The organism is Rhodothermales bacterium, assembly GCA_017643395.1.
Lineage (GTDB): Bacteria > Bacteroidota > Rhodothermia > Rhodothermales > UBA10348 > JABDJZ01.
Genome location: JAEPNP010000002.1, coordinates 218270 through 244201, shown reverse-complemented (window position 1 = coordinate 244201; position 25932 = coordinate 218270). Strand labels below are relative to the sequence as shown.

Here is a 25932-nt window from a genome sequence, read left to right as displayed (position 1 = left end):
ACCTACGGCGACGACTCGCCTGATGAAAGCGTGGGATCGGCAGCGCTCCAGGGCACCAGGCGACGCTCGCTGAGGTGTGGCACCACGGGTACGGCGTCGATGCGGATACTCTCCGCCACGTCGGCGCCGTGGCCCAATTGCTCCAGCCGGCGGGCATGGTTGCAGCGGCCGATGGGCACGTCAATCGCATCCTGATCGTGGCGGTACTGCCAGAGCGCCATGTAGGCGGTGTCTGCCAGGTTTGCCGGACTGTGACCTTCGAGCAGGAGGTCGATGAGCATGCCGGCGCACATGGTGTCCTCAAGGGCGACCCGGTTCTTCCACCCCGCGCACACAATGGTGAGCGGGGCTTGTAGCGCACGGACGGCGTCCGCCACTGCGTTGATGTTCACAAATCCGCCGACGAGCACGTCATCGGCCTCCGCGGCCGCGAGGATGGCCGGTGTGCCGTTTGTCGTGCTGAGGATGACCGTCTTGCCGGAAACGGCATCGCCCGAGTAGTCCAGGGGCGAATTGCCGAGTCCATACCCCTCAATGGGCTTGCCGTCCTTCTCGCCTCCCAGTACGTAGCTCGCCGGATCGAGGGCCGCCGCAATACGGCCCGCCTCACCCATATCCGGCACCGGGATAACCTCTCGCGCCCCCGCTGCCAGCGCATGGATGATGGTCGTGCTGGCGCGCAGGACGTCCATGGCCACAACGGTGCGACCTCTCACATCGTCATCTGCGATGTTGGAGGCGGTCAGGAAAACCTCGATGTTGTGGGCAAACACGGTTGGGGGGCTGCTTGTGGTGCTCCTACTTGTGCAGGGGAGCCTTCTTTACCTGAGCCTGCAATACACGGTTGCGAACCTGAATGCCTATCGCGCTACCCGGCGACCGGTATTCCGGTGTGTTGGGTACGTAGCCCATGCCGATTCCCTGACCGAGAGTCGGCGACTGCGTGCCCGATGTCACCCGGCCGATCACCACACCGTCAGCATCCACGATGTCGCAGCCGGACCGGGGAATGCCGCGTTCCTGCATCACGAAGGCCACAAGCCGTCGCTGCATACCGGCCTCCTTGACCGCGAGCAGGACATCTCTGCCCACGAAATCGCCCGCATCGAACTTGACCAGCCACGAAAGGCCGGCTTCGAGGGGATTGGTGTCCAGGGTGATGTCGTTACCATAGAGACAGAAGCCTGATTCCAGGCGCAACGTGTCTCGACAGCCCAGTCCGGCCGGCTTGAGACCATGCTTCTCGCCGGCGGTCATGACCGCATCCCAGACCTTTCGCGAAGACTCCGCCTCGACGTAAATCTCTAGTCCTTTCTCCCCGGTGTAACCCGTGTGCGACAGAATCACCTTGTCGCAGCCCAGGAAGGTGCCGGGAGCGGGTCGGATGAACCTGTAGAACGGCAGCTCGGACAGGTCCTGGCCGGCTATTTCCGATACGATCTCGAATGCCTTCGGTCCCTGCACAGCCAGGAGGGCGATGTCGGACGAGTGGTCGTCAATCTGGGCGCCTGCCTCGTTGTTTTCGCGCATCCAGGCGACATCGCCCTCAATGTTCGAGGCATTGATGACCAGAAGGTACACGCCCTCCTTGAATCGGTAGACCAGCAGATCATCCACGATGCCGCCATCAGGACGGCACATCACCGTGTACATGGCCTTCCCGTCATCGAGTTTAGTGACGTCATTCGTCACGAGATTCTGGATGAAAGCCTCCGCGTTGGGACCGGATACAAAGACTTCACCCATGTGACTGACGTCAAACATGCCGGCCTGCTGACGCACCGCATGGTGCTCGTCTATGATGCTGCCGTAGTGCACCGGCATGTCGAAACCTGCAAACGGCATCATGCGGGCACCAAGCTCCAGATGGACCCCGTGAAGGGGTGTTTTGCCGATGGTATCAGAGTCGGTAGGCATGGAGTCCGTTCGAGGTTAGTTGGGCCACGGCGCGGTCTGCCGAGGCGTTGTCCTTGAAGCCCAGGCGGAACGTGCCGCCGGTGCCTTCGCGGATCTTGAGCAGTTCAATGTCCTTGATGTCGACGTCCGAGTCGGACAGGGAGCCGATGATCTCCAGCAAGGCGCCCGGCCTGTCCGGAGTGTACACAAAGACGTCAGAGAGCGGATTCAGGAATCCCTTCGAGTTGGCCGGAATGGCATTCCGGATCTTCGAGGCCTGGTGAAACGAGTCGGCAAGCGCATCGACATCGCCCTCTGCCAGTCGGTTGCGTAGTCGCTGCAGGTCGGCTGTCATTCGGCCCAGCTCATCCAGAATGGCGCCCTCGTTGCCGACCAGAATATCCCGCCACATGGAAAACGGGGACGAGGCAATGCGTGTCATGTCGCGGAATCCGCCCGCGGCGAGTCGGGCTGCGGCCTCATCGCCCGCGATCCCGTTCACGAGAGCAACAGCCAGCAGCTGTGGCAGATGCGACACCCTGGCGGCGACTTCGTCGTGCTTCGCGGCGTCCATGACGAGCACCCGCGAGCCCGTCTCCTCCAGTAGCGCTGAGAGCGCCTGGAAGGCCGCGTCTTCTTCTGCCTCCGGGCACAGCACGTAGACCGCGTTCTCAAAGAGCATGGCATCGGCGTTGGCCACCCCGCGGCGCTCGGAGCCGGTCATCGGATGGCCGCCGACAAAGGTCACCTCCTGAGGCAGAACGCGCCGCGCCTGAGCACGGACGGGCCCTTTCACCGATCCGACGTCAGTGACTACCGCACCATCCCGAAGATGTGGGGCGGCGGTTTCCAGCAGGGTCATCGAAGCACCGATCGGCGTCGCCAAAATGACGAGATCAGCCTGCTCGACCGCTGCCGGCACACTCGCTGAACGTGTGTCTATTGCGCCGCGCTCCAGAGCAATGTCCAGCACATCGGGCTCGTCGAAGCCCGTGATGTGCAGGCCCGGGCGAGCCCGCTTCAGCGCCAGCGCGAGCGATCCGCCGATCAGGCCGACACCGAGCAGGGCGACTCGCTGGAATTCCATGGGTGATGCGGACATTCGTGCAAGATAGCGCGAGCTACCTGCCGGCCGGTGCCCGGCGCCGCTCGTCGCGGTGAAGATGGGTTGGAAAGGGCGCCCGGGGAACGGGCCGATTGCCTGTGGGTGTATCTTGACTACCTGACTCCGGCGGCTCTGGTGTCGCCCTAACCAATCGGATTCCCCATGGCCAGACCAACGTTCAACGCGCAGGATGCCTTCAACTTCGAGTCACTGCTCGGCGAGGAGGACCGGCTCATCATGGAGACGGCGCGCGAGTATGCCCAGGGTCATCTGGAACCGAGGGCGCTTGAAGGCAACCAGGACGGCGTCTTCCACGACGAGATTCCCCGCGAAATGGGCGAGCTCGGCCTTCTCGGAGCGACAATTCCTGAGGAATACGGGGGAGTTGGTGCGTCCTACACCGCCTATGGGCTCATCGCCCGTGAACTTGAGCGGGTGGACTCCGGATACCGGTCTTTTGCGTCCGTGCAATCCTCGCTGGTGATGTACCCGATCCAGGCGTTCGGCACCGAGGAGCAGCGTCAGAAATACCTGCCGAGACTTGCCACGGCCGAACTGATCGGATGCTTCGGCCTCACGGAGCCTGACCACGGATCGGATCCGGGCGGCATGAAGACCACCGCCCTGCGCGTGGACGGTGGTTGGCGGCTGAACGGCGCAAAGATGTGGATCACCAACTCGCCGGTTGCGGACCTCGCGGTGGTCTGGGCCAAGGCCAAGGAGGATGCCGCTGATCCGGGCGTGATTCGCGGCTTCCTTTTGGAGCGAGGCATGGACGGATTCTCAACGCCGGTCACGCACAACAAGATGTCCCTGCGTGCCTCGCACACGGGCGAGATTGTCATGGAAGACGTGTTCGTACCGGACTCGATGGCATTCCCGGAGGTTCGTGGTTTGAAGGGCCCGTTCTCGTGTCTCAACAACGCGCGCTACGGCATTGTCTGGGGCTCCCTGGGAGCAGCCGAGAACTGCTACCACCGGGCATTGCAGTATGTCATGGAGCGCAAGCAGTTCGGGTACCCGCTGGGTGCCATGCAGCTCGTGCAAACCAAACTGGCGAACATGGTGACCGAGATCACCAAAATGCAGCTCCTCGCCCATCGGCTGGGTCAGCTCAAGGATGCCGGGCAGGCGCACCCGTCCATGATTTCGCTTGCGAAGCGCAATAACTGCGGCACGGCGCTCGATATCGCCCGTACGGCCCGCGATATGCTCGGCGGCAACGGAATTACCGGCGAGTACCGCGTTGTGCACCATATGGTCAACCTTGAGAGCGTAAACACCTACGAGGGTACCTACGACATCCATGGCCTCATCCTGGGCCGTCAGCTCACCGGAATACAGTCATTCACGCCTCGCGGGAATGACATGCCCGAGGTCGAACCGGCTCGCGAGAAGCAGCTGGCGACTGCCGATTGAGGCCACCTTCAGGGCCGTCGCGGCAGCGACGCTCCTTGTGGGTCTTGTCGCTCCCGTGGGCGCTCAGGACCCTGAGCTGACCGGCCAGTGGGCACTGGGCCCGGAGATGCTGGCCGTGGAGGATGCCTGGGCGGTCACGCGGGGCGGGGGTGCGCTCGTGGCCATGATCGACACCGGCGTGGACTGGGGTCGGCAGGAGTTGGGCCCGGCTATCTGGCAGAATCTGGCAGAGGATGCGGATGGAGACGGTCGCACGATGGAGTGGGACGGCTCGCGCTGGGTACTGGACCCCGGGGATCTGAACGGAGTCGATGACGACGACTTCGATGGGGACCCGAGCACGTTTGTGGATGATCTCATCGGATGGGATTTCATTGACGACGACAATGATCCGATGGACGGGCACGGGCACGGCACGCACCTGGCAGGCGTGATTGCCGCTCGGGCCGTCGATGGGAGCGGTGTGTACGGAGTGGCGCCTGAAGCCCGTATTCTGCCGCTCCGCATCGCAGCCCACACACGATCGGTGGATCTGGCTGCTGCGGCGGAGGCTCTGGACTACGCCGGTCGGCATGGTGTCCAGATCGCCAACATTTCCTGGGTCAGCATGGTGCAATATCGCGAGGTCAATGCGGCATTCGCGCGCCTGCTTGCCCGCGGTGCCGTAGTCGTCGCCGCAGCTGGAAACGGCAGCTTCAATCTGGACCGGACCAAGAATATCTGGCCGGCCGCGCTGGACCTGCCGGGAATGATTGTCGTCACGGCCGTCGCTCGGTCGGGAGAGTTCATGGAGGGAGTCAACTACGGACTCAATACAGTCGATGCCGCGGCGCCTGGAGAAGAAGTGCTAAGCACGGCGTTGGGTGGAGGCTTTGCCGAGAGCGGAGGGGTTTCCGTCTCCGCAGCCCTGGTCAGCGGTGTGGCTGCGCTGGTGTGCGCCGCTGCTCCCGACTTCACGCCCGCGGACGTGGAACTGGCCATTCGTGGGTCCGGCCGGGTCGCGCGGTCGATTCGGGACCGTCTTGCCTCGTCGCTGACCCTGCGGGCGGATCATGCGGTGGATATGGCGGCCTCGGGCGTGCTGGTCGTGCCGCGCGCCCTGGACTTTGGCGCGGTGCAGACGGGCACAAGCTCCGGTCGCACCATCTCCATTCACAGCATTCGGGACCTCGAAGCGCAGCTGTCCTTCGGGTCCGCGAACGAGTCGTTCGTTATATCGAGCGCTTCGGCCACGTTACATCCGCGCCTTTCCAGGGGACTGCTCGTCGAATACGCACCGACCGGGTCCGGCGCGCAATCAGCGAACCTCAGTGTCACCTGGGACGGGGTTGAACGCACCGTGGCCCTGGAGGGCGAAGGGAGGGCCGAGGTGCCGCTGAAGGCGGATGCGCCGGATGAGTTGGTCACCTATGTCTCCGAAACGTTCCCGCGTCCCCAAGTGGCCACCGACACCATCCGGGTGACCCTGGTCAACGACGGCACGACCGCCGTTTCCTGGCAGGACGTCTCGGCGGGTCCGTTCTGGGATCACGCCTCGCCCCGGAATGGTGCGCTGCAACCTGGCGCCCGTCAGACGGTCGATGTGGTTTTCTCGGCTTCGAACCTCTCGCCCGGCGACTACGCGGCGTCGCTGGAAGTCAGCACCACCCACCCGGAAGTCCCCCGGATCGGCATTCCGATTCGCACATCGGTGCGCACCACCGCTCTCGCCAAGCGGGCCGGCCGTGCAGACTTCGGCGACCCGAACGGCGACGGCCGCATCGACCTGCTCCAGACCGGTTGGGAGCAGGCCGTCGGAACTGGCGAGCACACGGCGGCGATTGTCTGGAATCGCGCCAGCGGGCAAAAATTGCAGTCAATCGGCGTGGTCGATCCCGATACGCCCGCGATCTTTGCTGCCATTTCAGGTCGCGGTCCCGGCGTACTGGCCGTGCGGAGCGGCACCCTTCAGCACTGGACGGAAGGTGCCGGGTGGCGGGAAATCGCCCCATTCCCCGGGGGGGATTTGCTCCAGATCGGGGACGCTACCCAGGATGGGCGTCCGGACATTCTCGGAGAGGGCTGGGCCGTTGATCTGCAAAACGGCCGGATTCAAGTTGTCGACCCCACGGCCGGCACCTCTGTCTGGGAGGATGTGGACGGCAACGGGATGCGCGACCTCATCGCCGTGCCCAGGGGGCGGTCCAGGGCCAGAATCTGGTATCAGGAGCCCTGGGGTTTTGCGCCCACGCCTGATTCGTTGGTGCGGGTCGAGAGCGCCGGGCTGAGCGTGCTGGACCTTAATTCCGATGGCACGCTGGATATTCAGATCGTCGGCCGTCACTGTCCCTCGAGGACTTCGTGCAGGTCATCCGTGGAGACGACCACGTACATGAGTCGGCCCGACGGGTCGCAAGAGGAGAGCCGCACGTTCCGCTCGCTCCCCGGATTGAGGTCGGCACCTGGCGACGTCACGGGGGATGGCGTCGTTGACCTCTTGGTCTGGAACCAGGACCGCATGCTCGTGGAACGGAATTTGACTGAAGTGGGAGGCAGGTTCGCCAACCTGGTCGGAAGCGACCTCAACGTGCGTGAAGGCTGGGGCGCCTTGGCCGACTGGGCCGCCAACGGCCAGAACGGAGCAGGAGCGGCCGGCGTGCGCGAAAATGGGGCAATCCGTCCGGCCCTTGTTCGATTTCAGCTTGGACCGTCCAACCTGCCGCCGATCGCTCCGCGACAGACGAGTTGGGTGAAGGACGGTGATGCGGTGGTGCTTCGGTGGACCGCGTCTTCCGACGATTCGACACCACCTGAGGCCATGACCTACGATGTGGTGATCCGTGACGGTCGGGGATGGCGGGGCGAGTTGGAATCGGGCTACCCGGGCCCGGCCCGCACCCGCGTACGCCATGGCGGGCTTCGTGGAACGGAACTGCGGCTGGAGGGACTGGAAGACGGTGAGTTTTCGTGGGCCATCCAGGCTGTGGATGCCGGGATGGCGGCTTCCAGCTGGCGTCCGGGCGTGTCGTTCAGGGTCAATCGAGAGCCGCACCCCCAGGTTCGGCACCTGCAAGCGCCCTTTCCGAATCCCGTTGGCGGCGGCGAGCAGGTTTCTCTCGGAGAGGCCGCGACCCCGCGTTCCGTAACTCTGTACGATCTACTGGGTCGCGAGCTTGCCGAGTGGCGGTTCGCACCGGGGCCGGCGCGATTGACACTGCCCTCGCTCGCTCCGGGCGTATATCTGCTCCTGGGAGACGACTATGCCGAAACGCTCGTCGTCTCTCGTTAGCCGAAACTGCCATCTGGCGAGATCGTAGAGAGTCGTTCACCTCCCGCCGCGTGCCATGCCGGACGAAATCATGATTATCGCTGTTGTCGCCATCACGTGCGGCACGGCGTTGTCCATTCTGAAGATGCTGCTAGACCATCACGCAAAGTCGAAGTCGGTCAAGACCTCGACAGGTGGAGGAGCGTCCAGCATGACCACGTCCCAGCTGGAGACCATGCTCGAGCGTGCCGTAACGCGGGCCACGGAGCCGCTCTCTGATCGGCTTGAGCTGATTGAGGCGCAAATGAACACTCCTCAGTTGCCGGCGGCTGGAGAGCGCATCGCCCTGGAGAGCGGGGAGGAGGAGGCTGAGCCGGCGATGGCTGTCGGCCGCTCCCGCACCCGCTAAACGTCCTGGCAGCGGAGGCCGAACAGCAGGGCGTCGTCGTTCGCTCCACCGGGAGCTGGTACGATGTGCGCGTGGATGACGAAACCGTGCCGTGCAAAGTGCGCGGCAAGTTCAGGCTTTCCGCAGGAGGAGAGACCAGCCCCGTCGTTGTGGGCGACCGGGTTGTCTTGCGGCGAAATGCAGATGACACCGGCTTGATCGTCGGAATCGGTGAGCGGAGCCGCAGCCTGGTGCGCCGCGCGGCCGGCAGGCGGATCGGCAAGGCTCACGTGATTGCCACGAACATCGATTTCGCCTGGGTAGTGCAGGCGTGGGACCTTCCAAAGTTCAATCCGGGGTTTGTCGATCGATTCCTGGTCATGGCCGCTACCAATTCCTTGCCAGCCGGCATTGTGATCAACAAGGTCGATCTGGTCGATGGGCGCATCGACAAACAGGCGCTCAAAGCCTGGACTCGGGTCTATGAGGAGTTGGGTTACCCGGTGCTCGCCGTAAGTGCACAGACCGGGAAAGGCCTGCGCAAGCTGAGGAAGGCGCTTCGAGACAAAATTTCAGTCGTGGCAGGCCCCTCCGGAGTCGGAAAGACCACCTTGTTGAACACGATCAGCCCTGGACTGGATCTGCGCACGGGAGAGATCAGTGCCGCGACCGGGAAGGGTACGCACACGACTACCGTCGCGTCCCTGCACCCGCTCGAGCAGGGGGGCTTTGTAGTCGACACCCCGGGGCTTCGCGAATATGGACTAATCGGGCTGGACCCGCCCCACCTGTCGCACTACTTCCCGGAGATGGTGCCGCTGATTCCCCACTGCCGATTCCCCAATTGCACCCACGACCATGAGCCCGGCTGCGCGGTCAAGGAAGCGGTCGATGAGGGGCGCCTGAATATCGAGCGCTACGACTCCTATCTGGGCATGCTTTATTCGCTACACCTGGGAGACGCAGACGTGGGTAGGTGAGTCCCTGCCGCCCCCGGGCGCGGGGTTGCGTCGCGGACGGGGCCGCAGGCGGGGGGCAAAAAGGGGATTCGGGCCGCGGGGCCGCAGAAAGGGGGCTCGCGCCGCGGCGCGGAGTGGACTACCGGGGGCGGATTCCACAACTGCGGCGCCGGCTCGGAGCGCCGAGTGGAGAACTGGAGGCGGATTCCACATCGGGGGTGTCGCGCGGCGGTCCTAAGTGGACCAACGGCGTCGGATTCCACAACCGGGGCTCGCGCCGCGGCCCCGAGCGGCCGGAGCGCGGAGGGAAGGCTGGTGCCGCGGCGCCGAGTGGACTACCGCCGCCGGATTCCACAACCGTGGGCTCTCGCCGAGGTCCCAAGCGGACCACCGGCTCGCGAGCCGCTACTTCTTCCGCCGGCCGCGGCCTTTGGTCTTCTTGCGCGCCGCGCGGGCTGCGAGCAGCTCGACGGCCTGCTCCACGCTCACGCTATCCGGATCGGTACCCTTCGGGATTGACGCGTTTACCTTGCCGTGCTTCACGTACGGGCCATACCGCCCTTCGAAAAGCTCGATGGGCTCGTCGTCCTCCGGGTGATTGCCCACCGTCTTCAGCGCCTTGTTCCGCGACTCCTTCTTGGCGATCAGGGCGAGTGCCCGGTCCAGGTCCACGGTAAGCACATCGTCCTCCGGCGTCAGTGACGCGAAGGTGGATCCGTGCTTGACGTACGGACCATAGCGACCAATGTTGGAGTGAATCTCTTTCCCCGACTCCGGGTGGTTGCCCACCAGGCGGGGCAGACCCAGTAGCGCCACGGCCGTGTCCAGCTCGAGGGTCTCGGGATCCTTGCCCTTCGGAACCGAGATTCGCTTGGGCTTCTCGTCGCCGTCCCCTTCCCCGAGCTGCACGTAGTAGCCATACGGGCCTCGGCACACGAGCACCGGCACGTTGTGCTCCGGGTGGATTCCGACGACCCGATCGCCCTCGTCGGCGGCCTGGATCAGCTCTTCGATCTTCTCGACCGTGACGTCTCCCGGGGTCCAGTCATCCGGCAGCGAGGCTTTTGTCGAGTCCTCGTTGCCGTTCTTCTGAACCTCCACGTACGGACCGTATCGGCCGACTCGCACGCTGTACGGCTGCCAGGGCTCGAGCTTGATTTCTGACACGGCACGCGCGTCGATCTTGTCGAGCCCTTCCTCGACCTTGGTCTGCAGTCCATCGCTGCCGACATAAAACTGGCGAAGGAACTGATCCGGCTCTTTCTCGCCACTGGCGATGTCGTCCAGAATCTGCTCCATCTCGGCCGTGAAACCGACATCCACCAGCTGACCGAAGTTGCTCTCGAGAAGATTCGTGGTCGCAAACGCCGTGAATGTGGGCACAAGCTGACTGCCCTGCCGCTTCACGTACCCGCGGTTGACGATGGTGTCGATGATGGAGGCGTAGGTACTCGGGCGGCCGATTCCTTCACTCTCGAGAATGCGGATGAGCGATGCGTCCGTGAGCCGAGCCGGCGGCTTCGTCTCCGAGCCGCGGGCCTCCAGTTCGGTGCATTTCGGATTGTCGCCCTCGGACATGGCCGGAAGCGGGGACTCGCGATCCTCCAGCTGGGCCTCCGGGTCATCCGAGCCCTCCACATAGGCGCGCATGAAGCCCGGGAATTCAATCGTGCGTCCTGAGGCGCGGAAGGTGCAGGCGTTGTCGCCCTCGCCGGCTCCAATGCGAACGGTCACCGTGCGCAGGCGCGCATCGGCCATCTGGGAGGCGACGGTGCGCTTCCAGATCAAATCGTACAGCTTGCCTTCGACACCGCTCAGCTTGAGTTCATCGGCCGTCTTCATGGCCGTACCGGACGGCCGGATGGCCTCGTGAGCCTCCTGGGCGTTGCGCACCTTGTTGGCGTACGTACGACCGCCGTTGAACAGGTAGTCCGAACCGTATCGTGACTCGATGGCCTTGCGCGCCGCCGTCATGGCTTCGGCAGACAGGTTGGTCGAGTCGGTTCGCATGTACGTAATGAAACCCTGCTCGTACAGCCGCTGCGCCACCCGCATCGTCTCCCGGGCCGACAGCCGAAGCTTGCGGCTCGCCTCCTGCTGCAGGGTGGAGGTAATGAACGGCGCCGCAGGAGACCGAGTGGACGTCTTGGACTCGACGGAGTTCACGGTCCAGACCGCCTTCTCCAACTCCGCGGTCAGCTCTTTGGCGCGCTCCTCGGTGAGCTGCAGCACGTCGACTCCATTGGTCAGGTCCGCCTTCAGGCGCCCGGTATCGTCGTCGAAGTCGCGTCCGGCAGCTATCCGCACGTCGGCAACATGAGTGAGTGCAGCGTCAAACGCGCCGTTCGCGGCCTGCAGTTTGGCGTCGATGTTCCAGTAGGTGGCCGGTACGAAGGCGATGCGCTCCTTCTCGCGATTCACGATGATGCGCACGGCGACGCTCTGCACGCGGCCGGCCGAGAGCTTGGGGGCAACCTTCTTCCAGAGCAGCGGCGACAGCGTATACCCGACCAGCCTGTCCAGCACCCGTCGGGTCTCCTGCGCCTCGATCAGCGACTCGTCCATCGACCGGGTGTGATCGAGAGCCTCTCGAATCGCCTGCTCCGTGATCTCGTGGAACACCATGCGCTTGACCGGCACCTTGGGCTTGAGCACCTCAAGCAGATGCCAGCCGATGGACTCTCCTTCCCGGTCTTCGTCAGTCGCGATATAGAGTTCGTCCGCATCCTTGAGCGCTTCCTTCAGCTCGCGAACCACCTTGGCTTTTTCCGGGGGTACCACGTAGAGCGGCTCGAAGCCATCCTGCACATTGACACCGAGCCGGGACCAGGATTCTCCCTTGAGACGCTTCGGAATCTGGCTGGCCGATGCGGGGAGATCCCGGACGTGGCCCATGCTGGCTTCGACGCGGTACTCCTTGGGCAGGAAGCGTCGGATGGTGCGGGCCTTGGTGGGGGACTCAACGACGACCAGGTGCGGCATAAACGGGAAGCGGACTACTCAATTATTCAGGCCGCCCTATCACGCGATCCCGCCGGTGACGTTCCGTGAACAACCGTCGGGGAGGCGGGCGGCACAGGAGGCTCGATGCGAACGAGCAACCGCCGGTGTAGGGCCGCCGCGCTCGCGCTGATCACCGCGGAAGCGCTTCCTAACCATTAATGGTTTCTTGTCCGTCAGGAAGCAGGGTCTGCCGGGTCATCTCCTTATCTTCTTACGCTTTGAGCGAACGATTTCCGACAAAAGGAGGCGTCGCTCCACTATCTCGAACGAAACGAACGGAATATGGAAACGGTGGAGAAAGAGCCGGACACGGCAGTGATGACCCAGCGGGTCTTCGTCTTCGGCGGAGGCAAGAGCGAAGGCGACAAGTCGATGAAAGCCCTGCTGGGTGGAAAGGGCGCCAACCTGTCTGAAATGAGCGCCATTGGTCTGCCGGTGCCTCCAGGATTCACCATCAGCACCGAGTGCTGCCGCCACTACAGCGAAACCAAAGGCCAATGGCCTGAAGGCCTTGACGCAGACGTGCGTGAGGGCGTGGATCACATCGCACAGGCGATGGGCGCAGGATTTGGCGACCGCGAAAATCCGCTGCTCGTATCAGTGCGCTCCGGTGCCGCGGTTTCGATGCCGGGCATGATGGACACGGTCCTGAACCTCGGCATGAACGACGACGTGGTCGAAGGACTGGCCGAGAAGACCGGCAACCATCGATTTGCCTACGACGCCTATCGCCGGTTCATCGACATGTTCGGTGACGTGGTTATGGGCGTGCACCACGAGCAGTTCGAGCACGCCATGGAGGCGCTCAAGCAGGAGCGCGGCGTCGAGAATGACGTGGATCTCACTGCGGACGATCTCAGCGAGCTGGTGGACCGCTACAAGGCCATCTATCGCAAGCACACGGGGTACATGTTCCCCGACGATCCCTACGAGCAACTGACGCTGGCCGTCAACGCCGTGTTCAACTCATGGGACAGCGACCGCGCGCTGAAGTACCGCAACATCAACAAGATCACCGGTCTGATCGGCACGGCGGTGAACGTGCAGGCGATGGTGTTCGGCAACATGGGTCCGGGCTCTGGCACGGGCGTGCTCTTCACGCGCAACCCCTCCACCGGCGAGAACAAGCTGTATGGGGAGTTTCTGGTCGACGCGCAGGGCGAAGATGTGGTGGCGGGCATCCGCACGCCCGAGGACATCTCCCGCATGGCCGAGGAGTTCCCGGCCGCGTATCGCCAGCTTGTTGAGGCTACCCAGACGCTGGAGCGCCACTACAAGAACATGCAGGACATTGAGTTCACGGTCCAGGAGGGCCAGCTCTTCCTGCTGCAGACGCGCAATGGCAAGCGCACGGGTCCGGCCGCCGTCAAGATTGCCGTCGACCTCGTGAAGGAAGGCCTAGTCGAGAAGAAGGACGCCGTTGCAGGTCTCGTGGAGCCGATCCACATCGACATGCTGCTGCATCCCCGCTTCGAGGACGTGACGGCCTATGCCGACAAGGTAATCGCCAAGGGGCTGCCTGCTTCTCCTGGCGCGGCTGTGGGCCAGGTGGTGTTCTCTGCTGAGGAGGCCGAGAACCGCAAGGCTGCCGGTGATCGCGTGATTCTGGTTCGCATTGAGACGAGCCCCGAGGACGTCGGCGGCATGCACGCCGCAGAAGGCATTCTCACCTCTCGAGGCGGCATGACCAGTCACGCGGCTGTTGTGGCGCGTGGATGGGGCAAGCCATGTGTAGCCGGCTGTGGTGACATCGTCATCAACTACAAGACCAAGTCCTTCACCAACGGCGACGTGACCGTGCATGAGGGCGATTGGCTCTCGATCAACGGCTCAAGCGGCGAGGTCATTCTGGACGAGCAGCCGCTCGTAAAGCCCGAAATGACCGGCGAGTTCGCCGAGTTCATGAGCTGGGTCGACGGCTTCCGCTACATGAAAGTGCGCACCAACGCGGACACGCCGGCAGACGCCAAGGCCGCTCGCGACTTCGGTGCACAGGGCATCGGTCTCTGCCGCACGGAGCACATGTTCTTCGAGGGAGACCGCATCGACCACGTCCGGGAGATGATCCTGGCCGAGGACGAGAAGGCGCGCCGCGCCGCCCTCGCCAAGCTGCTCCCGGTCCAGAAGGAAGACTTCCTGGGCATTTTCCGGGCGATGGAAGGATTGCCGGTGACGGTCCGTCTGCTGGATCCGCCGCTCCATGAGTTCCTCCCGCACTCCGCGAAGGAAGTCACGGACATGGCCAACAAGATGGGCATCTCCGAGGACGCGATTCGCGCCAAGATTGACTCGCTGCATGAGTTCAACCCCATGCTGGGTCACCGCGGCTGTCGCCTCGGGATCACCTATCCGGAGATCACCGAAATGCAGGCCCGCGCCATCATCGAGGCGGCTGTTGAGCTGAGCCAGGAGGGCGTCGATGTGCTGCCCGAGATCATGGTGCCGCTGATCGGTACCGTGGAGGAGTTCAAGAACCAGAAGGCGGTCATCCAGACCACGGCAGCCGCCGTGTTCAAGGAGAAGGGTGCCAGCGTGGACTACATGGTCGGTACCATGATCGAGATCCCGCGGGCATGTCTGACGGCCGACAAAATTGCTGAGGAGGCTGAGTTCTTCAGCTACGGCACGAACGATCTCACGCAGATGACCTTCGGGTACTCGCGTGACGATGCTGGCAAGTTCCTGCCGTACTACGTTGAGGACAAGATTCTGGTGGACGACCCGTTCCAGTCGATCGACATCGAGGGTGTCGGCCAGCTGGTGCGTGTCGGCACTGAGCGTGGTCGTTCGCAGCGTCCGCTCCTGAAGGTGGGCATCTGCGGCGAGCACGGTGGTGACCCGGCTTCGGTTCACTTCTGCCACGAGGTCGGCCTGGACTACGTGTCCTGCTCGCCCTTCCGCGTGCCGATTGCACGTCTGGCGGCTGCGCAGGCCTACCTGGCAAGCCAGGAGGCCCGCGGCTGATCGGCCTGAGCGTTTGCTTCAGCGGGGCGGCTGCCGAACGGCAGCCGCCCCGTTTTGCGTTTGTACGGTCCTGGCGCTTGCGGCCGGTCAGCCGGGCACAGCAGGAAGGCTCCAGGCGTGGGCGGGCGGGGTGAAACCTGCCCCAAAGGTTTCCGTCTACCAAGCACGCCTTCAGGCCATCAACCGAACATTATGAGCGCAGATAAAACGACCTCAGACGCCTTCCACGATCTTCGTAGCGGTTTCGACCACTTGGAAGTGGATGAGCAGGCCCGCTTTCTGGTAGAGGCAGCACTTTCGCTTGTCACGAACGGCGCCAAAGAGGCCGGCAAAGTGGTGCAAACTGTGGTTGACGACATCGCCGACAGCATTCGAAAGGAAGCCGCAGCGGCCCGCGAGAAGGCTGCCGATGCCGCCGAAGAAGCTGCAGAAGCCGCCGAGAAAGCGGCCGAGACTGCCAAGGAGGCTGCAGAGCCCAAGCCGGCGGCGAAGAAGCCGCGCGCCAAGCGCACCACCAAGCCCCGTACGCCTCGCAAGAAGCCCGACGCCTAGGTGTCGGATGAGCGCACCGGCCGGGAGATCCGGTTCAGCGAGCTGAACTGGCTGGGCAGGGCGGTGTACCTGACCGGCCATGTGGCCCGTGCAGCGGGCAGCGTTCTTGAGATGGCGGTAGATCAGGCCGCCGAGCTCTTCGCAGACGCGGAAAAGGCGTTTAAGGAGGGGCTGGATCCTGGCGTCGAAGACGCCAAGATCCTCGAGGAATACGAGGAGCCGCGGCGCAAAAAGAAATAGGCCCGAGCCGCGTTGCGGCCCGGGCCTTTCATTTCTTGTTGCCTGCGGCGGGTGAGTGCTAGTTGGCGCTCACCACCATCTCCGGCGTGCCGCCCATGACCTTGCGCTTCTCGCTGTCGGGCACCTTGAAGAACTCCCGGGGAGACTTGAGCGGGCGCTTGACCAGCACATGCTCCAGGATTTCCTCCATCCGGGTGAGATACTCGATGGAGATCCCCTTGAGGGCGTCCTTCTCGATCTCGGCCACGTCCTTTCGGTTTTTCTCCGGCAGGTACACCTTTTTGATTCCTGCGCGCTTGGCGGCCAGAACCTTCTCCTTGATGCCGCCCACCGGAAGCACGAGGCCACGAAGGGTGATCTCCCCGGTCATCGCGACCGTGTGTCGCACCCGGCGCTGCGTGTAGATGGATACCAATGCCGACAGCATCGCCACGCCGGCCGACGGCCCGTCCTTGGGCACGGCACCAGCCGGCACGTGCACATGGAGGTCCCAGTGGCGGAAGGCGTCTGCCGGAATGCCGAGTTCGTCAGCGTTGGCCTTGACGTAGGAGAGAGCCGCTTGGGCGGACTCCTTCATGACGTCACCCAACTGGCCGGTCAGAATCATCCGGCCGGAGCCGCGTGAAACCGACGCTTCGATAAACAGGATGTCCCCACCAACCGGCGTCCAGGCCAGGCCGGTGGCCACTCCGGGCACGACGACGCGCTCGGCGACCTCGGACTCATAGCGGCGGGCCTTGAGATAGGATTCGATGTCCGGAGCATCCACGGTCTCGCCACTGGAATCGTCCATGGCGACCTTCTTGGCCACGCCACGCGCCACCGAGCCGATGGTGCGCTCCAGGCTTCGCACGCCGGACTCTCGGGTATAACCGTCGATGATGAGACGGACCGCATCGTCCGTGAGTTCGAACTGCTCGTCCTCCAGGCCGTTGCGCTCCCGCTGCCTAGGCACCAGGTATTGTTTGGCAATCGCCAGCTTCTCCTCCTGGGTGTAGCCGGTGATCTGGATCAGCTCCATGCGGTCCCGCAGCGGCGGCGGAATCATCTCCAGGTAGTTGGCCGTGGCGATAAACAACACCTTCGACAGGTCGTAGTCGACCTCCAGATAGTGATCGTTGAATGCATTGTTCTGCTCGGGATCCAGGACCTCGAGCAACGCACTCGACGGGTCTCCGCGGAAATCGGAGCCGAGTTTGTCTACCTCGTCCAGCATGAACACCGGATTCGCGGTGCCGGCCTTTTTCAGGCCCTGAATGATGCGTCCCGGAAGCGCGCCCACATAGGTGCGGCGATGCCCCCGGATCTCGGCCTCATCGCGCACCCCGCCGAGGCTCATGCGCACGAATTCACGCCCAAGCGCGCGGGCAATGCTCTTGCCGAGTGACGTCTTGCCAACGCCGGGAGGACCGTAGAAGCAGAGGATGGGCGCCTTCATGTCGCCCTTCAGCTTCAGTACGGCGAGGTACTCGAGAATGCGCTGCTTGACCTGCTGGAGACCGTAGTGGTCCTCATCCAGCACCACGCCGGCGCGCTTGATGTCCAGCTGATCCTCGGAGTATTCCTCCCAGGGAATGTCGAGAATCCAGTCCACGTAGTTGCGGGTAACCGCATAATCCGGCGAGGCCGGATTGGAGCGGGCGAGCTTGTCCAGCTCGCGATTCAGCTGCTTGCGCACGGTTTCCGGCAGGGCCTTCTTCTCCGCGCGCTCGCGAAGCTCACCAATCTCGGCCCCCATGCCTTCGGCCTCTCCCAACTCCTCCTGGATGGCCTTGAGTTGTTGCCGCAGGAGATACTCGCGCTGCTGCTGATCAACGTCGCTCTTGACCCGGGAGCGGATCTCCTCGGAGAGCTCCAGCACCTGGAGCTCCTTCTCGAGGTATTTCATCACGAGGTCCGCGCGCTCGATGAGCGGCAGAGTCTCCAGGAGGTCCTGCTTTTCAGAAACCTCGATCTGAAGGTTGGACGCGATGAAATGAATGAGGAAGGTCGGCGACTCGATGTTCTGAATCGCGTAGGCCGCCTCGCTGGGCAGATTCGGCGACAGATTGACTATCTGAATGGCCAGTTCCTTGATGGAGCGGATGCGCGCCTGGATCTCTACCTGATCTGCTTCGGCAGACTCATTGACCGGTTGCACACGAGCCTTGAAGTACGGATCGGTCGAAACGTACTCGGTGATCGCGAACCGGCGTTTGCCCTGGATGACGATCGATTTGGAGCCGTCCGGCATCTTGATCAGCTTCAGGATGCTTGCGACCGTGCCGTAATCGTACAGGTCTCCCGTGGCCGGGTTTTCGGTTTCGGCAGCCCGCTGGGCTACGACGCCGATCAGGCGGTTTCCCGAGAACGCGTCCTTGACGAGTTTCAGCGAGGTGTCGCGGCCCACCGTAATGGGCAGAACGACGCCGGGAAAGAGAACTGTATTTCTGAGTGCAAGAATGGGGAGCACGTCGGGTACGTCCGACATGCTCATCTCCTTCTCCTCATCCGGAGTAGGAAGTGGAATACTCTGTTCGGGATCCTCGTCGATCAGGCGAAGGAAGTCCGGAATCATGTGGTAGTTGTCTATGGAAACGGGTCCGTGCCATCGGAGCCGTCAGGGTCGTGAGTAATAGTCGCTGAACCCTTGCTCAAAAACCAGGCCAAGAGGTCCGGCCTGCCAGTGTGTCAGACTGTGGCGGGGACCAGTTCGCGGATTGCCGCGGTCAGGGTATCGATCTTGCAAGGCTTGGCCAGCACCGTCGAGATGGTCTCGTCCGTACCACCGGCGAACGTGTCCCCTGTGAGGAGAATGATCGGGGTATGCGGCGTCATTTCGTGCGCCCGCCGGGCGAATTCACGGCCATCCATCTCCGGCATCGCCCGATCTGTAATAATGACATCAAACCTGCCATTCTGCAGGATCTCGAGGCCTGCGGGGCCTGACGGAGCGTCCACCACCTCGTGACCTTTCAATGTGAGCAGCTTGCCCAGCACGGTGCGTACACGATCCTCGTCATCCACGACCAAGACGCGCAGCCCGGACTGGTGCTCCTGCTTAGTGGTCCTGACCGGCGCGACCTCATCGTCCGTATCAGCTGGCAGATCCAGCGTAAACGTGGTGCCTTCGCCGAGAGCGCTTTCGACCAGAATATCGCCCTTGTGGCCGCGGATCTTCTCGCGAGCCACCGCGAGCCCGACGCCGTTGCCCTCCTGTTTGGTGGTGTATCCGAGGTCGAACACCTGCGCCAGCACGTCAGCGCTCATTCCGGTTCCGGTGTCGGCGACCGACAGGCGCACGCGGCCCTGCACAAGACGGGTGCGCACGGTGATGATGCCACCCTGCGGCATCGCCTGAACCGCGTTCAGAATCAGGTTCACAAGGACATCCCGGATGTCCGAAGCTGATCCCAGGATTGCTGGAACACTGTCGAGATCCTGCTCCACCATGATGGCGCGACCCTGGATACGCGGCTCGTTGTACCAGTACGGTCTGGTAAACACCACACAGTCCTGGATGAGCCCCGACAGATCAAGGGGCACGTGGGCCGTCTTCTCCTCCTGCCGCAGATGTCTCTGCAGCTTCTTGATCATGTGGTTGCCGTCGGAGGCAGCCTGCTCGATGGAGGCGACGTGCTCCGACAGGAGCTCGCGGTCAAGGTCTCGGCTCAGGGCGGCGCGCATGAGCTCCGTGTGCCCCATGATGCCGCTGAGCAGGTTGTTGAAATTGTGGGCGACGCCCATCGTCATCTGGCCAAGATTGGCCATGCGGGCCTGCTCGGTCTGCGCCGGATTGACGGATTCTGACAGTTCGAGCAGTTCGCCCGTGATCAGGACCGGCAGTCCTTCCTCCCGATCACTCAGGTGCACCGGCATGAAGTGGAGGAGCACCGTGCGTTGTCTGGGACCATCGGCGACGAAAAGGACCTGACCGGTCGTCATCCGGCCCGATCGTGCTTTTTGCACCAGCTCCCGAGCCAGATTCTCGTCCTCGGCACTGAGGTGCCGGAAGGGGTCGTCTGCGGGTCCGACGAGCTCTATCCACTCATCGTTCGGGGCCGCATCGCCCGTATCCGGATCGAAGGAGACGACCAGAAGCTCGGAGGGTGCCTGCGAGATCGAGGGGGCGGACTGCATCAATACCTAATACGCCCGGAGACCGAAAACCTTTTGCCCTTCGTTACATTGCAGGGCGATTTGACGGCCCTCCGGGTAGTGCGGGCCGCCGGCTGAATATACGAACCTGCCCCCTGGTCCATGTGGAGTGAGAATATCCTTGGCACGATCGGCAATACGCCGCTGGTGAAACTGAACAGCCTCGTGCGCCAATTCCCGTGCACGGTGCTGGCCAAGGTGGAGTTCTTCAATCCGGGTGCGTCTGTGAAAGACCGCATCGGCATTGCCATGGTGGAAGCGGCTGAGCGGGACGGGCGTCTCAAGCCTGGCGGCACCATCATCGAAGGCACCTCCGGAAACACGGGTGCCGGGCTGGCGCTGGCCGCCATCGCCAAGGGGTACCACTGCATTTTCACCACCACCGACAAGCAGAGTCAGGAGAAGATCGATGTGCTGCGTGCCCTGGGCGCAGAGGTCATCGTCTGTCCGACGGCCGTGGCTCCCGAAGATCCGCGCTCCTATTACCAGGTGGCCCGCAGGCTGGAGAAGGAGACCCCCAACTCGGTCTACCTGAATCAGTACGACAACCCGGCCAACGCCGAGGCACACTACCGCACGACGGGCCCTGAGCTTTGGCAGCAGACGGAAGGGCGCATCACCCACTACGTCGCGGGTGCAGGGACCGGAGGCACCATCTCGGGGACAGGACGCTTCCTGAAGGAGCAGAATCCGGAGGTCAAGGTGATCGGCGTCGATCCCTATGGCTCGGTCTACTACAAGTACTTCAATACGCGGGAGTTCGACGAGAAAGAGATCTATCCGTACATCACCGAGGGCGTGGGTGAGGATATCCTGGCCGAGAACATGGATTTCGATCTGGTCGACGACTATGTGCGTGTGACGGACCGGGATTCGATGATCTTCACCCGCCGCCTGGCGCGGGAGGAAGGCCTGTTTGTCGGGCAGTCCTGCGGCATGGCCATGGCGGGTGCCCTGCAGTGGCTGGAGAGCCATCGGAACGAGCTCACAGCGGACGATGTCGTCGTGGTCGTGCTCCCGGATTCGGGTTTCCGGTACCTGTCGAAGACCTACAACGACCAGTGGATGCGCAACCACGGCTTCCTCTCCGATCGGCCCGAGTGGACCGTCGCAGAGATTGAAGCGACCCGTCGGGGGCAGCCTTCCGTGGTCTCCGTAGCGTCTGAGGATTCGATCGGCCGGGCCATCGAACTGATGGCCTCGAAGGGTATTTCCCAGATGCCGGTTATTGATGACGATGAGGTCGTCGGCAGTCTGTCGGAGTCGGTTATCCTGAATACGCTCATCGAGGATCCGGCGTCCCGTGACAAACCGGTGGGCGATGTGATGGCAGCCGCGATTCCGGTTGTGCCTCCCTCGCTTCACCTCGAGCACCTCTCGGCCTATCTGGAGCAGGAGCCAGGGGCAGTGCTGGTCCAGGCCGAAGATGGAGGCTTCCGAATCATTACCAAGAGTGATCTCATTCGCGCCCTGTCACAGGGGAAAAAGAACGCTGCCGTAGAGGCCTAAGCATACATCCAATGGAAAACGATCAGGCTCAGAATCAGCAGCAGATCAACATCGAACTCAATGAGGAGACGGCCGAAGGCGTCTACTCCAACCTGGTGATGATTGCGCACTCGTCGGAGGAGTTCGTCATGGACTTCATCCGCGTGATGCCGGGCGTGCCCAAGGCGCGGGTCAAAAGCCGCATCATTGTGACCCCCGCCCACGCCAAGCGGCTGCTCCGGGCTCTGGCGGAGAACATCGAGCGCTATGAACGCGCCCACGGCGACATAGCGGAGGCCGGTTTTCCCGGGCCGGCGGTGCAGTTTGCCGGGCCTTCGGGCGAGGCGTAGGGTCTGGGGTTTCGGGGTTCGGCTGGGCGCGTTGCTTGCGGCTCGGCGCGTGGCTGGGCGCGTTGCGGGCGGCTCGGCGTTTGGCTGGGCGCGTGGCTTGCGGCTGGGCGCGTGGCGTTCGGCTGGGCGTTCGTCTCGCGTCCGCCGGTTTGCCGTCACCGCGGCCCCGTTTTGGCGCTTGCATGGGCGTTGCGGGCGGCTGGACGTTCGGCTCGCGTCCGCCGGTTTGCCGTCACCGCGGCCCCGTTTTGGCGCTTGCATGGGCGTTGCGGGCGGCTGGACGTTCGGCTCGCGTCCACGGGCTGCCGCGAACGTGGAATCGTGGCCCCGTTTTCGACCTTTGGAGGGGCTGAGGGTCCGCACAAGTGTAATCGCGCCCCGTTTTCGACGTTGGCGTGGGCTGGGCCGTTTCGCAGGTGTAATCGTGGCACCCTATTCCATGTCGCGCGCGGAAGCTCCGCCGTGGCGGACTGGCTCTGGACGGCCCCGGCGGCCTCGCCGTGGCTGACCGCGACACCCGGCCCCGGCAGGGTGGCCGGCGCCAGACGCCCCCCGGTCCCGGCGGCCCCGCGGGCTGGCTCCGGACGGCCCCGGCGGCCTCGCGCCGGACGGCCCCGGCCCCTGGGCCCCGCGGACTCGCCCCGGACAGCTCTGGCGGCCCCGCGCCCCGCGGCCGCGCCCTGGACTCGCCCCGGCGCCCCCGCCCCCAGCGGACGCCGAGCACAACGCACCCCGCTACTTCCGAGCCCGCCAGATCACGAGGATTCCCGCTACGAAGAATGCCGCATGCGGAATCCACGCCGCAGCCTGGGGCGACAGGGTGCCTTCGTAGCCAAAGGGCTCGAGAAACTTCATAAGCGCCAGGTAGACGAACGCGACAAAGAGGCCGCCGCCCATTACCAGCGCCTGCCCCTTGCGACGTCGTGGCGCCGCCAGGGGTACTGCGAGCAAGACAAGAATCAGGTTCGCAAAGGGGTAGGCATACTTCACGTAGTACGTGACCCGAGGAAGCCCCAGGTTTCCCGCGCCAGAGCGCTCGAGAACGGAGATGTAGTCGCGCGCCTCGGTGATGGTCATGGATTCCACGTCGCCGTCCGTGCGGGCCATGTCCCGCGGCAGCAGAGCCAACGTGGTATCCATTTCGGCGAGCGATTGAAGGGACTCTGAGCCGTCCGGATGAAATGTGCGCACGATGGGGGATCGCATTAGCCACGTCTGGCGCTCCTCGATCCACTGCATGCTGCGGGCGTCCACGCGCTCTTCAAGCCTGCGCCCCTCGCCGAAACGCTGCATGGTTACGGTGTGCGCCGTCTGCGTCGCCCGATCGTAAAAGTTGACGGTGATGACGCTTCCGGGACTGTTCTGTCGATGAATATTGTTGTACTCGTCAACGCTCGACTGCGCCTTGGTGTACTGCTTCTCAAAGCGGATACGCACCCGATTGGACTCGGGCACCACCCAGCCGTTGAACCAGAACATCGTACCGGTCACAAGCACGCCGACCACCGCGAAGGGCACCAGTATTCGATAAAGCGACACACCCGAGGTCTGTAGTGCCGCCAGTTCCAGCTTCTGGGCCATGCGACCAGTCAGAAACAGGGTCGAGAGGAACAGCGCCAGCGGAGACATCAGGCGCACGATCTCCGGCACGTAGTTCGGATAGTAGATCGAAAAGACCTCCGACATCGTCGCACCGCGGTCGATGAAGTCATCCACGTACTCCACATAGTGCAGCACGATGAAGAAGATGATCAGCGCGACCATCAGCACCACGTAGGTGATGCTGAGCCTGCGAAAGATCAGCAGGTCGAACGTCTTGATCGGTTTGGACATGGCGCGAAGCTCAGGCGGCCGGTGCTACGTGGCGTGAGGCAGCGGGGTCCCGATCCCGGCGGCCATGAGACTCCGTAAGAAACGGCGAAATACCCGACGGCAGCGGACATTCGGCAGGGTGCCGCGTAGTTTTCCGGAGTCACGCAAATCCTTGACGTCCGCCCATGAAAATCCACGAGTATCAGGCCAAAGAGCTTCTTGCGCGCTTCGGTGTCGCCGTTCAGCCGGGTGAAATCGCCCGCACGGCCGAGGAGGCGGAAGCTGCAGCGCAGAAGATGCAGGACGAGTCCGGTGCGAAGCTGTGGGTGGTGAAGGCCCAGATTCACGCCGGCGGGCGTGGAAAGGGGGGCGGTGTCAAGCTGGCCAAGAGTGTGGAGGAAGTCCGCGAACGGGCCGATGCCATGCTCGGCATGATGCTGAAAACGCACCAGACAGGGCCCGAAGGCCAGAAGGTGCGCACGGTGCTGATTGCCGAAGCCATCGATATCGCCAAGGAGTTCTACGTCGGCGTGACGCTGGATCGCAACAAGTCCATGCCGGTGATCATGGTTTCCACCGAGGGCGGCGTGGAGATCGAAAAAGTCGCCGAAGAGACCCCCGAGAAGATTCTGAAGGCCTGGGTAGATCCCATGCTCGGCCTGCAGCCCAGCCAGGTGCGCGCACTGGCATTCGGCTTGGGTTTTGAAGGTGCTGCGTTCAAGCAGGCTTCCAAGTTCATCGCTGCGCTCTACAAGGCGTACGACCAGACGGATTCGTCCCTTGCAGAGATCAATCCGCTCGTGCTTACCGAGCAGGGGGAGGTCCTTGCCATCGATGCCAAGATCAACATCGATGACAACGCGCTTTACCGGCACAAGGACATCGCCGAGCTGCGCGACATCCACGAGGAGGATCCGCTGGAGGTCGAGGCCGGCGAGCACGACCTCAACTATGTCAAACTGGACGGCAACGTCGGGTGCATGGTGAATGGCGCTGGTCTGGCGATGGCCACCATGGACATTATCAAGCTGGCAGGCGGCGAACCGGCGAACTTCCTGGACGTCGGCGGCGGAGCCAATCCGACTACGGTGGAGGCGGGATTCCGCATCATTCTCAAGGACCCCGAAGTCAGGGCGATTCTGGTCAACATCTTCGGCGGCATCGTTCGGTGCGATCGCGTGGCCAAGGGCGTCGTAGAGGCCGCGGGCAAGGTGGATATCAACATGCCGCTCATCGTGCGTCTTCAGGGCACGAACGCCGAGGAGGGCAAGACCATTCTGGACGAGTCGGGCCTGGAGGTCCAGACTGCGATCATCTTCCAGGAAGCCGCGGACAAGGTTCAGGCCGCACTGGCCTGACCGATGGAACCGGCTGGGTCAGACCGGGGCACCGGGCGTGTCGTACTTGACGGTGTCGTCAAGCGGTTTGCACAGACGACTGCGGTAGACGGCGTAAGCGCGGACATCCCGCCGGGCACCTTTTTCGCGCTACTCGGACCATCGGGGTGCGGCAAGTCCACACTCCTTCGCATGGTAGCGGGTCTGGAAGACCCCACCGAAGGCCGCATCCACATCGACGGCGTCGATGTGACCGAGCTGTCTGCGAGGCAGCGCCCCACGGCGATGGTATTCCAGAGCTATGCGCTCTTTCCCACCATGAGCGTGCAGGAAAACGTCGAGTATGGACTGCGTGTCCGCAGGTTACCAGCCTCCGAGCGCCGCAAACGGGCCGGCGCTGCCCTCGAACGGGTGGGAATGTCGGATTTTGGAGACCGCAACGTCACCGCGTTGTCAGGGGGGCAGCAACAGCGGGTAGCGCTCGCGCGCGCCCTGGTGGTTGAACCGCAGGTCATGCTGTTCGATGAGCCTCTGTCCAACCTCGACGTCGCGTTGAGAGAGCGGACCCGGGGAGAACTAAGGGCCCTGCAGCAGCAGCTCGGCACCACGAGCCTGTACGTCACGCATGATCAGCAAGAGGCGATGGCCGTCGCTGACCTGATGGCCGTCATGCGCGAGGGTCGGTTTGTGCAGACAGGCAGTCCCGAGGTGTTGTTCGAAGAGCCGGAGACAGCGTATGTGGCGCGCTTCCTTGGTGGAAGCAACATCGTTCCTGACTCCGCACAGGCTCGGGCGATGGGCGGGGAACCGCCCTCCACCGGGTATGTGCTCAGCGTGCGTCCGGAGGATTTCGACACCGGTGCTGCCGGCCTGCCGATCAGGGTTCGTACCAGGCAGTATCTCGGCGCCTTTTCGGAGTGGGAGGTCGAAAGCGACATCGGGCTGTTGCGTCTCCGGTTGCCTTCCGCCGTAGTTTTGCGGGACGACACCAAACTGTCCGCGCGCAAGGCGCGGTGGGTCCTCAACGACCTCTGA

18 protein-coding genes are annotated in these 25932 nt (G+C 63.4%); 11 read left to right on the top strand and 7 right to left on the bottom strand.

Annotated elements, in window-relative coordinates:
• Positions 1 to 2 precede the first annotated feature (2 nt).
• The 3 genes from JJ896_09420 to JJ896_09410 are packed head-to-tail and all read right to left on the bottom strand — an operon-like array spanning position 3 to position 2998.
• Positions 3 to 773: a 2-phosphosulfolactate phosphatase gene (locus JJ896_09420; GenBank protein ID MBO6779857.1), complete on the bottom strand. Its 771-nt coding sequence runs from the start codon at positions 771 to 773 to the stop codon at positions 3 to 5.
• 25 nt (positions 774 to 798) lie between these two features.
• A complete protein-coding gene (gene gcvT / locus JJ896_09415) occupies positions 799 to 1917 on the bottom strand; it encodes a glycine cleavage system aminomethyltransferase GcvT (GenBank protein ID MBO6779856.1) in 1119 nt (372 codons plus the stop codon).
• On the bottom strand, positions 1901 to 2998 hold the full coding sequence (locus JJ896_09410) for a prephenate dehydrogenase (protein MBO6779855.1): 1098 nt from the start codon (positions 2996 to 2998) through the stop codon (positions 1901 to 1903). Before JJ896_09410 ends, gcvT begins: the two co-directional genes overlap by 17 nt.
• Before the next feature lie 165 nt (positions 2999 to 3163).
• Here JJ896_09410 and JJ896_09405 point away from each other — a divergent pair, with 165 nt between their 5' ends.
• The 4 genes from JJ896_09405 (at position 3164) to rsgA (ending at position 9035) form a co-directional block, all read left to right on the top strand.
• Positions 3164 to 4420: an acyl-CoA dehydrogenase gene (locus JJ896_09405; GenBank protein MBO6779854.1), complete on the top strand. Its 1257-nt coding sequence runs from the start codon at positions 3164 to 3166 to the stop codon at positions 4418 to 4420.
• The gene (locus JJ896_09400; protein MBO6779853.1) at positions 4308 to 7688 is read left to right on the top strand and encodes a S8 family serine peptidase; all 3381 of its coding nucleotides are present in this window, start codon (positions 4308 to 4310) and stop codon (positions 7686 to 7688) included. The genes JJ896_09405 and JJ896_09400 overlap by 113 nt, the downstream gene beginning before the upstream one ends.
• 55 nt (positions 7689 to 7743) lie before the next feature.
• Positions 7744 to 8076, top strand: a complete 333-nt coding sequence (locus tag JJ896_09395) for a hypothetical protein (protein MBO6779852.1) — start codon at positions 7744 to 7746, stop codon at positions 8074 to 8076.
• A gap of 71 nt (positions 8077 to 8147) precedes the next feature.
• Positions 8148 to 9035 (top strand): ribosome small subunit-dependent GTPase A, encoded by an 888-nt coding sequence (gene rsgA, locus JJ896_09390; protein MBO6779851.1) that lies wholly within the window; start codon positions 8148 to 8150, stop codon positions 9033 to 9035.
• Positions 9036 to 9419: 384 nt separating this feature from the next.
• Here the strand turns inward: rsgA and topA are convergent, their stop codons facing one another.
• Entirely contained in the window at positions 9420 to 11996 is a 2577-nt protein-coding gene (topA, locus tag JJ896_09385) for a type I DNA topoisomerase (protein ID MBO6779850.1), read from the bottom strand.
• Positions 11997 to 12335: 339 nt separating this feature from the next.
• On the opposite strand from topA, the gene JJ896_09380 reads away from it, so the two are divergent.
• The 3 genes from JJ896_09380 to JJ896_09370 all read left to right on the top strand — a co-directional run bounded on the left by JJ896_09380 (position 12336) and on the right by JJ896_09370 (position 15773).
• Complete coding sequence (locus tag JJ896_09380) at positions 12336 to 14981, top strand: pyruvate, phosphate dikinase (protein MBO6779849.1); 2646 nt, start codon at positions 12336 to 12338, stop codon at positions 14979 to 14981.
• 192 nt (positions 14982 to 15173) lie between these two features.
• Positions 15174 to 15533 carry a hypothetical protein gene (locus JJ896_09375; protein ID MBO6779848.1) on the top strand — a complete coding sequence of 120 codons (360 nt, stop codon included), beginning with the start codon at positions 15174 to 15176 and terminating at the stop codon, positions 15531 to 15533.
• The gene (locus tag JJ896_09370; protein ID MBO6779847.1) at positions 15534 to 15773 is read left to right on the top strand and encodes a hypothetical protein; all 240 of its coding nucleotides are present in this window, start codon (positions 15534 to 15536) and stop codon (positions 15771 to 15773) included.
• 58 nt (positions 15774 to 15831) lie between these two features.
• Here JJ896_09370 and lon read toward each other — a convergent pair whose 3' ends face one another.
• Both lon and JJ896_09360 read right to left on the bottom strand, forming a co-directional pair.
• Positions 15832 to 18330, bottom strand: coding sequence for an endopeptidase La (lon, locus tag JJ896_09365; GenBank protein MBO6779846.1), 2499 nt, complete (start codon positions 18328 to 18330; stop codon positions 15832 to 15834).
• Positions 18331 to 18443: 113 nt separating this feature from the next.
• Positions 18444 to 19892: a response regulator gene (locus JJ896_09360; protein MBO6779845.1), complete on the bottom strand. Its 1449-nt coding sequence runs from the start codon at positions 19890 to 19892 to the stop codon at positions 18444 to 18446.
• A 120-nt stretch (positions 19893 to 20012) separates the two neighbouring features.
• Here JJ896_09360 and JJ896_09355 point away from each other — a divergent pair, with 120 nt between their 5' ends.
• Together JJ896_09355 and JJ896_09350 are read left to right on the top strand one after the other, a co-directional pair.
• Positions 20013 to 21419, top strand: a complete 1407-nt coding sequence (locus JJ896_09355) for a cystathionine beta-synthase (protein ID MBO6779844.1) — start codon at positions 20013 to 20015, stop codon at positions 21417 to 21419.
• An 11-nt stretch (positions 21420 to 21430) separates the two neighbouring features.
• Positions 21431 to 21748, top strand: coding sequence for a DUF3467 domain-containing protein (locus JJ896_09350; GenBank protein MBO6779843.1), 318 nt, complete (start codon positions 21431 to 21433; stop codon positions 21746 to 21748).
• Between the two features lie 735 nt (positions 21749 to 22483).
• Here the strand turns inward: JJ896_09350 and JJ896_09345 are convergent.
• Complete coding sequence (locus JJ896_09345) at positions 22484 to 23581, bottom strand: LptF/LptG family permease (protein MBO6779842.1); 1098 nt, start codon at positions 23579 to 23581, stop codon at positions 22484 to 22486.
• Between the two features lie 164 nt (positions 23582 to 23745).
• Here JJ896_09345 and sucC point away from each other — a divergent pair, with 164 nt between their 5' ends.
• Positions 23746 to 24918 (top strand): ADP-forming succinate--CoA ligase subunit beta, encoded by a 1173-nt coding sequence (gene sucC / locus JJ896_09340; GenBank protein ID MBO6779841.1) that lies wholly within the window; start codon positions 23746 to 23748, stop codon positions 24916 to 24918.
• A gap of 3 nt (positions 24919 to 24921) precedes the next feature.
• Positions 24922 to 25932 (top strand): ABC transporter ATP-binding protein, encoded by a 1011-nt coding sequence (locus JJ896_09335; protein ID MBO6779840.1) that lies wholly within the window; start codon positions 24922 to 24924, stop codon positions 25930 to 25932.